The 15,494-nt window shown below is 67.1% G+C and carries 10 protein-coding genes; 4 read left to right on the plus strand and 6 right to left on the minus strand.

Annotation, left to right across the window (positions count from 1 at the left end; all coding sequences use genetic code 11):
* Positions 1-693, minus strand: a complete 693-nt coding sequence (locus ABD115_RS02260) for a hypothetical protein (protein WP_343957787.1) — start codon at positions 691-693, stop codon at positions 1-3.
* Positions 694-966: 273 nt separating this feature from the next.
* Here ABD115_RS02260 and ABD115_RS02265 point away from each other — a divergent pair, with 273 nt between their 5' ends.
* Positions 967-3,573, plus strand: coding sequence for a helix-turn-helix transcriptional regulator (locus ABD115_RS02265; RefSeq protein WP_343957789.1), 2,607 nt, complete (start codon positions 967-969; stop codon positions 3,571-3,573).
* Positions 3,574-3,945: 372 nt separating this feature from the next.
* Here ABD115_RS02265 and ABD115_RS02270 read toward each other — a convergent pair whose 3' ends face one another.
* Complete coding sequence (locus ABD115_RS02270; RefSeq protein WP_425560054.1) at positions 3,946-5,418, minus strand: phytoene desaturase family protein; 1,473 nt, start codon at positions 5,416-5,418, stop codon at positions 3,946-3,948.
* A gap of 34 nt (positions 5,419-5,452) precedes the next feature.
* Positions 5,453-6,562, minus strand: coding sequence for a fatty acid desaturase family protein (locus ABD115_RS02275; RefSeq protein WP_343957791.1), 1,110 nt, complete (start codon positions 6,560-6,562; stop codon positions 5,453-5,455).
* A gap of 494 nt (positions 6,563-7,056) precedes the next feature.
* Between ABD115_RS02275 and ABD115_RS02280 the strand changes: the two genes are divergently transcribed.
* Together ABD115_RS02280 and ABD115_RS02285 are read left to right on the plus strand one after the other, a co-directional pair.
* On the plus strand, positions 7,057-9,303 hold the full coding sequence (locus ABD115_RS02280; protein WP_343957793.1) for a helix-turn-helix transcriptional regulator: 2,247 nt from the start codon (positions 7,057-7,059) through the stop codon (positions 9,301-9,303).
* 99 nt (positions 9,304-9,402) lie between these two features.
* Positions 9,403-10,008 carry a GNAT family N-acetyltransferase gene (locus ABD115_RS02285; RefSeq protein ID WP_343957795.1) on the plus strand — a complete coding sequence of 202 codons (606 nt, stop codon included), beginning with the start codon at positions 9,403-9,405 and terminating at the stop codon, positions 10,006-10,008.
* A gap of 80 nt (positions 10,009-10,088) precedes the next feature.
* On the opposite strand, the gene ABD115_RS02290 is transcribed toward ABD115_RS02285, so the two are convergent.
* From ABD115_RS02290 to ABD115_RS02300, 3 genes are all read right to left on the minus strand, one after another.
* Complete coding sequence (locus ABD115_RS02290) at positions 10,089-11,567, minus strand: NAD-dependent succinate-semialdehyde dehydrogenase (RefSeq protein WP_343957797.1); 1,479 nt, start codon at positions 11,565-11,567, stop codon at positions 10,089-10,091.
* A gap of 14 nt (positions 11,568-11,581) precedes the next feature.
* Entirely contained in the window at positions 11,582-12,820 is a 1,239-nt protein-coding gene (locus tag ABD115_RS02295) for an aminotransferase family protein (protein WP_343957799.1), read from the minus strand.
* 112 nt (positions 12,821-12,932) lie between these two features.
* Positions 12,933-13,682 carry a gamma-glutamyl-gamma-aminobutyrate hydrolase family protein gene (locus ABD115_RS02300; RefSeq protein ID WP_343957801.1) on the minus strand — a complete coding sequence of 250 codons (750 nt, stop codon included), beginning with the start codon at positions 13,680-13,682 and terminating at the stop codon, positions 12,933-12,935.
* 194 nt (positions 13,683-13,876) lie between these two features.
* Between ABD115_RS02300 and ABD115_RS02305 the strand changes: the two genes are divergently transcribed.
* On the plus strand, positions 13,877-15,367 hold the full coding sequence (locus tag ABD115_RS02305) for an APC family permease (RefSeq protein ID WP_343957803.1): 1,491 nt from the start codon (positions 13,877-13,879) through the stop codon (positions 15,365-15,367).
* Positions 15,368-15,494 lie beyond the last annotated feature (127 nt).

A 15,494-nucleotide genomic window follows, 5' to 3' on the forward strand; every position in this document is an offset into this window, starting at 1 on the left:
CTAGTTCTTCGATTCGCCGTCGAACCGCGCCTGCACCTGAACGGTGCCGCCGTTCGCAAGGTTGGTCTCTGCCTGAGTCTGCCCCTCCTCGAGCCACACCTTCACGACGATGATGCTGCCCGCGCTCGGGTCGAGATCGCTGAGTGCGACAGACGGCACCGCCCCGTTTGTGTCAAAGGCGAGGCCCGTCGGGGTGACCCAGTCGGTCGGAACCGTGCTCGCGTCGTCAACCTGGGCAACCTGGAAACGAATCAGCTTGGCGTACGCTTCGTTCGCCGCCGCGATGTCGATCGCCGCCCCCTCGGGAGTTTCGACGGTAGCCGTGACGTTGTGCAAAACGAGGTCAAGTGTTGAGGCCATCGAGGCCGAATCGTTGAGCACCGGGAGGTTCACGTAGATGGGTGCGCCACCGGGAATCAACGCATCGGCGCCCTCAATGGGGGCTACTGCTTCGGAGTTGGGGTTCGCCTCGACCCAGGTCGAGACGTCGGGTACGGTGTTCTCCTGGCCCGTAGACACCTGAATGTTGTAGGCGTTCTCGACGCCGCCGAAGCCGCCGTCACCGTTCAGATCAAGCAGGGCAAAGTCGGTGAACGCTGCCGCGGTGACCAGTGCGCCAGCCCCGAGGAGCACTCCGCCTGTGATGATGGCGCGCTTTCGCCCGGACTTCTTCGTGTTCGTAGTCTCAACCATTGTGCTGTTCCAATCGCTATCGTGGGTGCCTGTTCCACGAGCATCGGGCAGCCTGTCTCACGACCTACGGGGGCTGTCCGACACCCCCGTGGTGACATAGAAAACGCTATGAGCCAGCCGCGCTTCTGAGTGGCGCCTGCGGCCTGTTAGGCGGTTGCCTAGGGCCTTGTATTCGCCGAGATGAGTAGTGTAATTTGGGGTTCGCTGAGTAGCCCACTGAGGTACTCAGCGCCTGTGCGGGTCACTCCGCAGCGACTTCGGAAGGTGTGGCCCATGCGCGTCAAAGAGGTTGACAAGCTCCTCGAACACATCAGACGCCACGAGAGCGTGCGCATGATTGCTAGCCGAGAGTTTGGCCGCACGACGGTGCTCGATGAGCTCGAAACGGCGCTAAACGCCCTCGGTTTCTCTGCCGTGCGCATGAGCGGAGACCCGTCGCTCAGCGAGTTAAAGTACGCCGCGCTTCGCCAGGCGATGATCGCCGCCGACCGGTTCACACCGCACGCGACTCCGGGCGAGGTCACTGACGCGCTCGCCGTCGAGCTCGCCTCGACCCCGAATTCGGTCCTCCTCATCGACGACGCCGAGTGGCTCGACCTGCACTCTGCGCAAGCCCTGGCTCCGTTGCTGCAACGGCCGCAGCTGTCGAGTGTCATCGTGACCGCACCGTTTCGCCAGCTAACGAAGCAGCAGCGTCTCGTTTCGCTCGCGCTGCGCGCCGATGCTAGGGTCGAGCTCCCCGCGCTGAGTTTCGAGCAGGTCGGCGTGCTCGCCGAACGCATGCTTGACGGGCAGGTGAGCCCAGACCTGACGTCCGAAGTGTTCTCAATGTCCTCCGGCATCACGGGCGTCGCCGCCGACATTTTACGTTCTGGCCAGGCAACGGGGGTCATCAGACTCACGGCCGGGCGCTGGTCGTGCCCGGGCGGCGAGCTCTGGAACGGCCATCTTGAAGAGAGCGTCGAGCGGCTACTGGCCCCGCTCGACGAGACCTCGATCCGGTTGCTGCACTCGCTCTCGCTCGTCGGCAATCTCACTGCAGAACAGTTCCACAGGTTCGACCTTGCCGCGTCTGAATCCCTGACAAGCGCGGGGCTCATCACGGTGTTTCGCGATCCGCACGGAAACTCCCGAGTCTCGCCCCGCCCCGCGCTCATCGCCGATTACTTCCGGCGGCGGCCGATCGACCTGCTACACATCGCCGCATCCGAGTTGGTGCAGGGCCCGACCGCGCCGGCCGCAAGGAGCCAGTTTCTCTCGGGGTCGCAGCAGACGCCTCCGTCGCACGCCCACTTCTCAGATTCCGAAGAAACGCACAACGCCGGCCTCGCACGCTTCATGCGCGAACAGGCCGAGTGGCTGCTCTCCCACACCGCGCGAGAGTGGCGACGGTACCAAGATGTGCCGCGGGCCATCGATTATCTCGAGACGCTCCTGCGCTCCGGCGGGTACGTTGCGACCGCCGTGGAAATCTTGGAGGCAACCCCGGCCGATCGGGCGACCGGCCCGGAGCTTCTGCAGCTCGCCCTGCATGAGTTCGTGCTGCGAGGGCAGGGCTGTGAGCCCGATACCGACTACGAAACACGGCTCCGAGCTTCGCACGCCGAATACGCCCCGGGATTTGACGCCTACGTCGCCTACGTCACCTTTTGCGATGAGGGTCGGGTGCCCGCGGTCAACGCCTGGCTCGCCGCCCCAGGCGACGACCCGCTCGGTTTCGCCGCGACCTTCGTCGATTACGTGCTACTCGCCTCGGGCGATCAGCCTCGCAACGCGACGGGAGAACTCCCGCAGGCTGCGCTCCCGTTTCAGCGGGTCATATCTGAGCAGAACCTGCTCATCACGCGCATCAGGCAGGCCGCGCTCGACGACGCGCTCGACGACCTCATCGCAAACCCGCTCAGCCTGAACCCTGGCGACGACCCCGTCCCGTTTCTCATGCACTCCTACGTTCGGTCGCAACTGCTGCTCGGCCTCGGTCGGGTGTCTGAGGCGCGGCGGGTGCTCAGCCAGGCCCTGTCGGTCGGCGACCTCGATCTGCGCTATGCGGTGCTCTATGCCGCCATGCTGCGCTGGTCGGCGTTCTTGCACCACCGCGACGGCAGGAGCGACATCGCCCAGTCGCTGCTCAGCGAAAGCAGGGCCTATGACGGGGCGCGCGGCCCAATGCCTGGAATGCGGCCCGAGTTCGGCGACTGTCTTGAGGTGCTCTTCTCGCAGAACCGCCCGGCCGCAGGCAACGCGTTTCTCGCCGAGGCACGCGCCTGTATGGAGCGGGGGTTCTACTACTCAGCATGGTCGATGGCCCGGTTCGCATTTCAGCTCACGCCTTCGGCAGAGGCAATCAATCTACTCGATCAGATCGCGCAGCACCCCAGCCACGCCTGGATCTCGCCGATCGTGGATTTCGCGCGCGCCGCCACGCGACAGGATCCGGGCATCATTCAGCACATCGCCCGCTTCCGCGGCCTTCCCGAGCTCGCCGCCGCCGCCGATTTTCTCGAAGATATCGACTTTGCGCACCGGCAGCAGGGGCGCCTCCCGTCGGAAGCCTATGCCAGCGCATACGACGAAGCGCTGCAGTCGTTCGCGGCAACGCGGGAGCCGCTGAGCCGGGTGGTCTATCGCGAGCAGGCCCCGGGCGTTGCCGCGCTCACACCTCGGGAACGAGAGATCGCCCCCCTCACCGCGACGCTGAGCAACCGGGAGATAGCTGATCGTCTGACCCTGAGCATTCGCACGGTAGAAAATCACATCGCCCGTTCGATGAAGAAGCTCGGCATCGGCTCTCGCACCGAACTCAGCGCAGTGTTCAGGCGCACCGCCGTCGACCCGGCCCGCTCGACGTCGGCACCCCGGGCAGGCGACCAGCCGACCTAACCGATGGCTCCCCTCAGGGAGCCGGTCGCGGCGCACCTCGTTTCACCACGCACTACTCAGAAATGCCCACGTAGGCTCCCCCGTTTACTACGCAGAACACTAATTGGTTTACGCAAATCATGTGTCGGCCTAGCCTAGGCAGCCGTTTGGGCCGTATGGTTCTTGGTAGCCCTGCTGCACAGTGCAGGGCCGCTCACCACATTCTCTGATGCGATACCTTCCCCCAAATTCGGTATCACGGTGAGCAGGTGCGCGTGTGTGGGGAGTGGGCTTCCCCCCTTCGCTTCCCCCAATATTGCGACTCCCCACACCCCACCGTCATCTGTAGCAGCACGAAGCCCGGCACAGCAGCATGCAGGCCAGTCTCGAGCCTCAGTCGGCGGCGCCGAGCGCGAGCGACGGCGACTCGATTCCGAACTCTCGCCTCAGCGCGACCCTGGCCGCGTACCACCCGGCGAGCCCGTGCACGCCGGGCCCCGGGGCCGTCGCAGACGAGCACAGATAGATTCCCTGCACCGGAGTGCGCCAGGGCTCGGGTGACATCACCGGCCTGGCAAGCAGCTGCGGCAGCGACACCGCGCCCGCACTGAAGTCGCCCCCGATGTAGTTCAGGTTGTCGCGGGCGAGCTGCGCAGCTGGCGTCACGTGCACGGCGACCACACGCTCACGAAACCCGGGCGCGAACCGCTCGACCTGGGCCGTCACCGCGGCACCGACGTCAACAGTAGAACCGCTCGGCACGTGCGTGTAGCTCGACACGGCGTGCACGCCGGGGGCATTGCGGCCCGGGTCGCTCGCGGTCGGCTGCGTCAGCAGCACGTACGGTCGATCTGCGTGCCGCCCGCGGGCGACCGCAGCCTCTGCAGCGGCGATCTCTGCCCGAGTTCCGCCCAGGTGCACTGTCGGCGCAGCAGCAACTCTCTGATCAAGCCACGGGACGGGCCCGTTGAGCACCCAGTCGACTTTGGCCGCAGCGTCGCCGTAGCGAAAACGGAGCAGTTTGCGCCGATAGCGCTGCGGCAGCGCTTCTCCTGCGATCTCGGCGAGGCCCCGAGGCGACGTATCGAACAGCCGCAACTCGTAGCCGTCGAGCTCACCAAGGTCACGGATGCGCCGCCCGGTTTCGATTCTCCCGCCGCACGCGATCAGCTCGGCTGCGAGCGCGTCGGTGATCGCCTGCGAGCCGCCAACCGGCACAGGCCACCCGCTGCTGTGCCCCAGTGCCCCCAGCACGAGCGCGACCCCTGCCCCGGCCAGACCCGGCATCCGCCCGACGTTGTGCGCGGCGACGCCCGCGAGCAACGCGGGGGCCGACTCCGAGCGAAATCGCATGCCCCACGCGGGCGTACCCTGTTCGAGGGCGCGGGCGGCGAAAGCAAGCGCCGCGCCAAGGTCGCTCGGCCAGCGTGCGAGCGCACCGCCGAGTGCGAGGTCGAGTACACCGTCGAGCCGCGCAAGCAACGGCGCGTACAGTCGCGCGTAGGCCGCGCCGTCGTCGCCAAGCTCGGCCGCCGTGCGCTCGAGATCGCGATAGGCGACGGCTGCACGCTGCCCAGCACCACCGTCGAGCGGGTGCGCGTAAGAAGCATCGGGAATCACGAAGTCGATGCGCTTGGCGAGCTCAAACTCGCGAAAGAAGCCTGTGGCAAGCGCCATCGGGTGTATCGATGAGCACACATCGTGGCGCACTCCCGGCGCCACGTGGCTACCGGTGCGCGCACCGCCGCCGATTGTGTCGGAGGCCTCAAAGACCGTTACGGGCAGGCCGGCACGCGCAAGCGTGACCGCGGCCGCGAGGCCGTTCGGGCCAGAGCCGACGACCGCCGCACCGTGCATAGACCGCATGGGCCGAGTCTAGATGACGGCGTGTCCCACGCCGTCACGCCCTGCGGTACTCCGCACGAATCGGGCAGTCGAACGGGTCCCTGGCCGCGAGGCCAACGCGGTTGAGGTATTCGATCACGATCGCGTACGAGCGAAGCAGCGACGTCTCGGTGTAGGGCACGCCCAGGGTCTTGCAGTGCTCCATCACGAGCGTGCGCACCTTCGACAGGTACGGCCGGGCCATGCTCGGGAACAGGTGGTGCTCGACCTGGTAGTTGAGCCCGCCCATGAGCCACGTCGCCCACCAGCCGCCGCGAATGTTGCGCGAGGTGCGCACCTGCTTCGAGAAGAAGTCGAGCCGTGCGTCGTGAGCGATCACCGGCATCCCCTTGTGGTTGGGCGCGAATGATGCCCCCATGTAGACGCCAAAGACCGCGAGCTGCACCCCAATGAATGCGAACGCGAGCCCGACGGGTAGAAACACGAACACGGGCACCAGAATCACCGCGAACCTCGCGACGATAATCGAGAGTTCGACCCACCGCCCCTTCACCGGCTCGCGCCGGAACAGGTAGACGAGGCTGTGACGGTGCAGGTTTAGCCCCTCGAGGGTGAGCAGCGGGAAGAACAGCCACCCCTGCCGCTGCGTCAGAAACCTGATGAACCCGCGGGCCTTCACGGCGTCTTCCTCGATGAACGAGATCGTGTCGATCTCGATGTCGGGGTCTTTGCCGACACGGTTCGGGTTCGCGTGGTGGCGCGTGTGCTTCGAATCCCACCAGGCGTAGCTCATGCCAATGCTCGCGGCGAGCACGCGCGCGAGTCGGTCGTTTGCCGGGCCGGTCGAGAGAATTTGGCGGTGTGCCGCCTCGTGGGTGAGAAACGCGATCTGCGTAAACAGCAGGGCGAACGCCGCAGCCATGAGCAGTTGGAACCAGCTGTCGCCGAGCAGAATCGACCCGGTGATTGTCGCAGCGAGACCGATAGCGATGGCGAGACCGACGAGGGCGTAGAACCACGGAGCTCTCGCGAACAAGCCGCTCTCTTTCGCCGTCTGAGAGAGGCGAGTGTAGGCCTTGGCCACTGGCGGGAAGTCTTCAGCGCGCGCCCGCGTAAAACGCAGCGGCCCGAGGCCCTCGAGGGTAGGAGCAACGGTCGTCGTCATGATCAGCACCCGTTCGGTTGCGGGCGCCCGATGAGCCACCCTGGTCAAGCCACTGGCAGTTGCCGATCGCTGGCCTCAGCGTAGCTGGCGCGCGTTCCCGTGCCTGCATATGCTCGCGGGCCCGGCGTGAAGGCGTGGGCCCTCCCCGAACCAACGATCACACCGGTGCCCCGCTTTGGCACAGAGGGGGGCTCCGATACCGTGCATCGCGACGTGGGTGCACGTTCGCGAGCGGGGCACTTCTCCGGTGGGGCCGGAGACGGTGTGATCGGTTACAAGTACACCCGGTTGGAGCGAGAAAAACCGTGCGCCATGGGGTGGAGTGCGGGTGGTTCGCGCCGTAGGCTGTGAGACCGGTGCTCGTGTTTTGGCGAATCTTCGCCAAACGCCCTGATATGCCTACAGCTTTACTTTTGCGAGAGGGCTAGTCTCAACCACATACCACCGCGACTGGCGAAGCGCCACGCTGCGCGGCCGGTGAGAGAGGGAGAGCGATGCAGTTGCCGACTACGGGCCACATGGTTGCCGTCGCGCGATCGGCTACCGGGTTGCAGTACGCGGTCACAGACGACTCAGCTGGTGTCACGGCCGGAGACTACCTGGCCGCGCGCCCAAAGGGTCTCGTGGTGATCGCCGACTACACACTGCTCGCGATTCCCGAGGTGCTCGACGGTGTGACGTCTGAGGCGTTGGCCCTGCTTCCCCCGCGCCCGGAGTGGAGCGCAACCCGCGTCGCGACCGCGTGGCTCTCGTCACCGCACACCGCAGCGTCATTGCCGTTGGGGCAGCTGCCATCGCTCCAACGCATTATTCGCACCCGCGCGGATCTCCAGGCCGCGGCAGACCGTCAGTTTCGCGCCATCGACGCGCAAACCACAGCGCTCTCCGAGCGCTACGTCGCTGCGTTTCGAGACCCGAGCCCCGAGGGTGCGAGGTCACAGATCATTCCGCCCCTGCTCAACGTTTTGCGCGAGTACCCGACGCTCGAGATGCTCCGCGAGGCCGGGGTCGTTCGCCTCGCGCACGCTGTCGAGGCGCTCGCCCCCGGGCAGGGTTCCGAGGTCATGGACAAGCTGCTCGCGCTGCGCGCCGACACGGCTCCCTCGCGCACGACACCGGCCGAGGAGCTTCTCGCGGCGAACACTATTCCGGCTGCAATCGATATCTTCCTCAGGCTGAAGCAGCAAATCGAGGATCTGGATCGGCGGTTCTACGCCCTCTTCCGCGACGCGCGCGCCACCGATGCCACCACGGTGTTCGACCCGATTCAAACCGAAAACGGCTCGGCGCAGCACGACGAGGGCGAACGATACACAGCGCAACAGGCCATCGAAGAGATCGAGGGGCTCTTCGCGAAGCGGTTTCGCGAAGACCGCAACCCGCGCTGGGATTACGAGCGGTTTGTCGCGCTCACACGCGGCGCGCCCAGTTTTTCGGCCGGGGAGAAGCTACGCGTTGCGACGGTCGGGCAGCTATTGGCGCTCTCGGTAGATGCGTATGTCGACGCCCAGCGCCTGCGGCTCGAAGCGGCGCGCCTGCTCGCCTCGAGCCACGGGCCCGATGACGGCGTCGACGATGCCAGGCTCGCCATCGCGCTCACCGATGCGCTGACATTCGACCCGCTCGAGCACATTCCGCAGCTGCGCGCGGCGATCGGCCGCAGTGCGCACGCGACGCCTGAGCTGCTCGCTGAGGCCGCCGGCCTCTACACGCTCGTGCTGGCGCTGTTTCGCGAGCTCGATCGACACCCGGCCTCGCTCGAGCGCATGCGCGAACTCATCGCCGCGGGGCCTGAGTCTGGCCCGGCCCGCGCGCCTGCTGACATCACGGAGTTCTTCCTCGCGGGTAAGCAGGTGTCTCTCTCAGACGAGGCAATCGAGGGGCTTCGGGTGCGCGCGGTGCACTCGTCGCTCTCGACGCCTTATCGTTCGTACCTCCACTTCGCAACGATGTACAGCGTGTTTACGACCAAGCGGGTGGAGCAGGGCATGCTTGCTTGGGCGCTGGTGCTGCGCACGAAGGCCTGGCAGCACTACAACCCGCAGTTCATGGGAATGGCCCGCCTGATCTACAGCCACTATCTCGCGTCGCAGGGCGAGTTCGGCCAGGCCTGGCGCGAGTTGCGTTCGGTGCACACCAGCGAGGTCTCGGGCGCGCACATCATCGACCGCGTGCTCTCTGGCCTGCACGCGCTGCGCTACCAGCTCGCCGCGCAGAACTATCGCGCGGCACTCGTCGAGACCTCGCCGCAGGGGCCTCTCAGCATTGATTTCATTCGCGAGCGGGCTCACTGGACAACGGCCATTGCGCTCATGATTCGCGGTTCGGCCCTCGCCCAGGCGGGTGACACGAAGGCGGCGCTCGTCCACTTCGCCCGCACGGCCGAGCTCGCGAGCCTCACGAACGAGTGGACCACAGTGCTCGGGTTCGAGACCCTCGAGTTTCGCGCGTGGCTCGAATCGCTCACGCCCGCCTCGCTCCCTCCCGGCATGAGCGAGGCCGAGCTGCAGGGGCTGCTCAGCCGCCCGATCCTCATCGGCAAGACCCTGCCGGCCCTCACCCAACAGCACCGGCGCATTCTGTCGCTGCTCGTCAGTGGCCGCACGCTCGTCGCGATCGCGGCCGAGATGCACATCAGCCCGAACACGCTCAAGGGCCACGCCCGCGAGCTCTACAGCAGGCTCGGGGTGGCAAATCGCGAGCAGGCCGTCCACGCCGCAGCGGCCTACGACCTGCTGTAGGGCAGCACCCACCCGCCGACCACCGCTCAGCGAGGCAGCGCCCCGCCCCACCCGTTCTCACACGGCCGCTGCCCAGACCCGTTCAACTACGCTTGGAGCGTGTCAGTCACTCCCGCTTCCCCGCCCGCTTCTCCACGAGCATTTCGATCGCTCACCTGGCCGCTGCTAACCGAGCGCCTGAGCCTGCGGCCGGCAGAGCTGGCCGACGCCGAGGCACTCTGGCGGCACCGGCAGCTCCCCGATGTCGGCAGGTGGCTCGGCTGGCACCCCGTCGACCACGCAGACTGGGTGAACACGTACCCCGAGAAGTACCTCGACTATCTGGTGGTGGAGCTCGACGGCAGCATCGTCGGCGACATCATGCTGAGCACGGGTGACGGCTGGGGGCAGCGCGAGGTGCGCGACCGGGCGACGGGCGTCAACGCCGAGCTCGGCTGGACGTTTCACCCGGAGGTGGGCGGCCGCGGGCTCGCAACCGAGGCCGTGCGCGCCGTGATCGAGCTCTGCTTCACCGAGCTCGGCCTGCGCCGCGTCGAGGCCGGCGCGTTCGCCGCGAACGAGCCGTCGTGGCGCCTCATGGAGCGGGTCGGCATGCGGCGGGAGTCGTACTCCGTGCGCGATTCGCTGCACCGCGACCTCGGGTGGATCGACGGCGTGACCTACGCGCTACTCGCCGACGAGTGGGCGGCGGGCGGGGCGGCCTAGGGCCAAGCCCAAGCCGCCGCGCCCGGCCACCGCGCCCCGGCAGCCGCGCGCGGCCCGGCCCGGCCACCGCACCCGGCCCGCTAGAACGTCTCGCGCCGCGTGAGGTTGAAGTAGCGAATCTCTTGGTACTCCTCGAGCCCCTCAGAGCTGCCCTCGCGGCCGATGCCCGACTGCTTCACGCCGCCGAACGGCGCGGCGACATTCGAGAGCAGGCCCTGGTTGATGCCGACCATGCCCGTCTCGAGCGCCTCAGACACGTTGAGCGCGCGGTCAATGTTCTCGCTGAAGACGAACGCGGCGAGCCCGAAGCAGGTGTCGTTCGCCTTTGCGATCGCCTCCTCCTGCGTCTGGAACCTGGTAATCGAGGCCACGGGCCCGAAGATCTCGGTCGTCGTGATCTCGGCGGCAACCGGCACATTATCAAGCACGGTCGCCTCAAAGAACGTGCCAGCACCCGGCAGAGCGTTGCCGCCGGTGCGCAGGTCTGCGCCGTGCGAGACCGCGTCGGTGACGAGGTGCTCGAGCCGCTGCACGGCGCGGTCGTCGACCACGGGGCCGAGCTCGACCTCGCGGTTGAGCGGGTTGCCCTGCACGAGCGCGGCCATGCGCTCGGTGAAGCCCGCGATGAAGTCGTCGGCGATGCCCTGCTGAATGAACATGCGGTTCGCCGAGACGCAGGTCTGGCCGCCGTTGCGCATCTTCGCGAGCATCGCGCCCTCGATCGCGCGGTCGAGGTCTGCGTCGTCGAACACGAGCAGCGGCGCGTTGCCGCCGAGCTCCATCGAGCTCTTGATGATGTTCTTCGCCGCAAGCTGCATGAGCGTCGAGCCGACCGGCGTCGACCCGGTGAACGACACCTTGCGCACGCGCTCATCGGCGAGCACCGCCTCGCTGAACGCCGAGGCGCTCTTCGTGGTGATGACCTGAATCAGCCCCTCGGGCACGCCCGCCTCTTCGAACAGCTGCACGGTGAGGTAGGTGGTGAGCGGGGTGAGCGTCGCGGGCTTCACGACGCAGCCGCAGCCTGCGGCGAGCGCCGGGCCGATCTTGCGCGTCGCCATCGCCATCGGAAAGTTCCACGGGGTGATGAGCACCGACAGCCCGACGGGCGCGCGGGTGGTGAGCATCGTCGCACCGCCGGCGGGGGCCTCGCGGTAGCTGCCACCCGCGCGCAGCGCCTCCTCGGCGAACCAGCGCACGTAGTCGGCCGCGTACTGCACCTCGGCGTACGACTCGGTGATCGTCTTGCCCATCTCGCGGCTCATTACGAGCGCGAGGTCGTCGCGCCGCTCGATGAGCAGCGCGTAGGCGTTGTGCAGCACATCGGAGCGGTGGCGCGGCGTCGTCTTCGCCCACGCCCGGCCCGCCGCGTCGGCGAGGCTCACGGCCTCGAGCGCGGTGGCTACCGTGTGGTTGGGGATCGTGGCGATCTGCTCCCCGGTCGCGGGGTCGGTGACGGCAATCGTGCCGTCCATTCCGGTGAGCGGGCTCGTGGGCACTGCGGCGAGCGCCTCGAGCGAGCGCGCGTACAGCTGCGGGTCGGCGGTTTCGTATGCCATGTGGGTGATCCTTCCTAGAGTGAACCGTCAAGCACCGTACGGATGCTCGCGGCGAGTGCGGTGAGTTCGTGGGGTTCGGAGATGAACGGCGGGCTGATCTGCAGCGCGTTCACCGAGAGCGGGCGCACGATCATGCCGTGATCGAGCAGCCTGTCGCACACGGTGACGGCGCTCGCTGCCTCGCCCAGCTGCACGGCAACCATGAGCCCGGTCGAGCGAATCTCGGTGACGAGCGGGTGGTCTGTGAGCGGTGCGAGCTCGCGCTCGAGCACGGTGGCGAGCTCGCCCGCGCGGCTCACGAGCCCCTCGCGCTCGATGATGTCGAGGTTCGTGAGCGCGAGTGCGGCCACGGTGGGGTGCCCCGAGTAGGTCACTCCGTGGCGAAACGTTGCCGAGTCTGCGCCGCGGGAGTAGTAGGGCTCCCACACGCGCGGAGCGACGAAGATGCCGCCGAGCGGCGCGTACCCAGACGTGATGCCCTTCGCGACGGTGACCATGTCGGGGCGCAGGCCGTAGCGCTCGGTGGCGAACATGCTGCCGGTGCGGCCGAACCCGGTGATTACCTCGTCGACGATGAGCAGAATGTCGTGCTCGTCGCAGAGCCGCTGCACGGCCTCGAAGTAGCCGGGTGCAGGCGGGAAGACGCCGCCAGCGCCGATGACCGGTTCGGTGATGAACGCGGCGATGCGCTCTGGCCCGATCTCGAGCAGCTGACGCTCGAGCTCTGCCGGGTCGTCGCGTGAGACGCGCGCGGTGTCGGGCACGAGCGATTCGCCGAAGCCCTGACGGTTAAAGTCGAGGCCCGCGACCGCGGTGCCGTAGGCGTGGAGGCCGTGATACGCGTTCTCGCGGCTCACGATCACGCGCTTTTCGGGCCGCCCGACCGCCTGCCAGTAGTGCCTGGCGAGTTTGAGCGCCGCGTCGTCTGCGTCCGATCCACCGCTGCCGAGAATGATTTTCGGGTCGGTGATCGGCGAGAGCGCGGCGAGGCGCTCGGTGAGCTCTACCGCGCGGTCGTTCGTGAACCGGCCGAACACGTGATAGGCCTCGAGCCTGCGAATCTGGGCGGCCGCTGCCTCGGCCATTTCCTCGCGGCCGTGCCCAATATTGGCGTACCACAGGCTCGACGTCGCGTCGAAGTAGCGCGCGCCGTCGCTGCCGGTGAGGGTGCTCCCCTCGCCGCGCTCGATCGTAATCTGCCTACCGAGCACCGACGGCATGTGCGCCTGCCCGCTCCAAAGTGCGTTGGTCATGCTCCCGCTCCTTCTTCGTTGAAATGCTGGGGTGAATTGCTGCGTGAATCACTAGGGTGAATCGCTGCGTTCAGTTGCTGCGTTCGTTTACCGGGGTGGTGGGCCCTCCGGGCTAGCGGCGGGGCCTCTCGCGCACCCGGGCGACGAACCAGTCGAACAGCCGCTGGTGCTCGGCCATCTTTTCAGGGTGCCACTGCACACTGAGTGCCAGCCAGTCGCCTGTCTCTGGTTCAATTGCCTCGACGATGCCGTCTGGGGCGGTCGCCACGACGCGAAAGCCCGGCGCGCAGCGGTCGACCGACTGGTGGTGGATCGAGTTCGTGCGGGCGGTCTCGCCGAGCACGGCGCCGATGAACCGGCTGTCGGGCGCGATCTCGATGTCGTGTTCGGCGACGGGCGATTCACCCGGCAGCGCGGGGCCGGGAGTGTGTTTCACGGGCTCCTGGGCGATATCTTGGTGCAGCGTGCCGCCGAAGGCGACGTTCAGCAGCTGGTGGCCGCGGCAGATCGCGAACACGGGCAGGTTTCGCCGCTTCGCCTCGTGAATAAGCGCGAGGTCGAAGGCGTCTGCCTCGGCGTTCGTGCTCTTGCTGCCCGCGGGCTCCTGGCCGTAGAACGACGGGTCGACGTCTTCGCCTCCAATAATCACGAGGGCGTCTGCGCCCGCAAGAATCTGCGGCGCGCGGTCGGGCACATCGCGCGGAACCTGCAGCACAATTGCGCCCGCGTTCTGGGTGCGGGTGACGTAGTCGGTCATCGACGCATCGATGTCGAACATGCCGTACGGGGTGATGTCCATCGTCTTGCGCCAGGTGTTGACGTAGACGACCGGAGCCAATTCTTCGTTGATTTGAGCGACCATGACTGTTAGCGTATACCGTACTCGGTGTTTTGTCTCGCCAAATCCGGCGAATCGCACCGGCGCGGCACGACCTCGACGGGGAGGGCGCCACTTCTGGCGAACGACGCATCAGGCCGCAGCCGCACCCACCGAGCACATACCCCATAGGGAATGGCCGCCCCACCCCGGCGCGGCCGTGAAGAAAGGTGACAATGGTGTCTTCCTCAACAACCGAAGCGACGACTGATCAGTCGTTGCGCAGCGGCGCCGTCGGCGCGCCGGCGATCGCGTTCTTCGTGATCGCCGCCGCTGCCCCGCTCACGTGCGTCATGGGCATCACGCCGCTGCTCATCGGGCACGGCGTCGGCATGTCGGCGCCACTCGTGTACGTGCTCATCGGGCTCGTGCTGCTGCTGTTCGCGGTGGGTTACGTCGCAATGAGTCGGCGGATCCGCAACGCGGGCTCCATGTACGCCTACATCGCCCAGGGGCTCGGCCCGTCGTGGGGCGCCGGCGCGTCGTTCGTCGCGCTTGCGGCGTACTTCTGCTCGATTATTACCCTCCTCGGCTTCTTCGGCTACGTCGCGAACAACCTCATTCTCGAGGCGACCGGCGTCGATATTCCGTGGTACCTGCTGTGCATCGCCGCGATCGTCATCTGCGTCGCGCTCGGCCGCAGCAACCTCGAGGTCGGCGCGAAGGTGCTCGGGCTGCTGCTCATCGCCGAGCTCTCCATTCTGCTCATTCTCGCCGTCGCCGTGATCTTCACGGGCGGCGCCGAGGGCGTCACCGTCGATTCGTGGAACCCCGCTGGGCTCTTCGGGCCGGGGCTCGGCGTGAGCCTCGCGTTCGGGTACGCCTCGTACATCGGCTTCGAGCAGACCGCGATCTACTCCGAAGAGGCGAAAGACCCGAAGCGCTCCGTGAAGCGCGCCACCATCGGCGCCGTGATCTTCACCTCGCTCTTCTACGCGCTCATGACCTGGGTGATGGTGCTCGCCTACGGCCGCTCCGAGGCGATGCAGGTTGCCCTCCAAGACCCGGGCAACATGGTGGTCACCGCAGCGAGCGACTACCTCGGCCAGGGCGTCGTCTGGGTGATTCAGGTGCTCGTGGTCACGGGCTCCTTCGCCGCGGTGCTCTCGTTCCACAACGCGATCTCGCGCTACTTCTTCTCGCTCGGCCGCGAGAAGGTGCTCCCGAAGAGCCTTGGCTACGTGCGCGAGGTCGCGCAGTCGCCGCACCGCGGCAGCATGACCGTCGGCGCAGTGAACGTCGTGCTGCTGCTCGCGCTGTTCGCGCTCGGGGCAGACCCCTACCTCGATATCTTCACCTGGGGAGCCGCCGCGTCAACCGTCGGCTTCGTCTCGCTGCAGGCGCTGTGCTCGTGGGCGATCGTGATGTACTTCCGACGCCACAAGAGCACGGAAGACGGGCTATGGACGACGACGATCGCGCCGCTGCTTGCGACGCTCGTGCTCGGCGCCGGCGTCGTGCTCATCGTGACGAACTTCGGCAACCTCGTCGGCGGCGAGGTTGGCGCGGCCCCCTTCATCGTCGCGCTGCTCTACCTCGGCATGGGGGTCATCGGATTCGTGGTTGCCGAGCGCATGAAGCGCAAGCGCCGAAACGAGTGGTCGGCGATCGGCACCGGCCGCATCGAGGTCGTCGCAGCGCCCGAGGAGGAGCCACAGGCGACCAGGTAAACGCAGCCCACAGGGGTGCCGGGCGGTCGCATGAGTCGGCCGCCCGGCACCCCTGTGCTGTCACGCCCTCACCCCAGCCAGCCGCAACCCGGCAGCGCTTGCTATCCTGAGGGCACACTTACGGAAG

Source organism: Leucobacter albus, assembly GCF_039528015.1.
Taxonomy (GTDB): domain Bacteria; phylum Actinomycetota; class Actinomycetes; order Actinomycetales; family Microbacteriaceae; genus Leucobacter; species Leucobacter albus.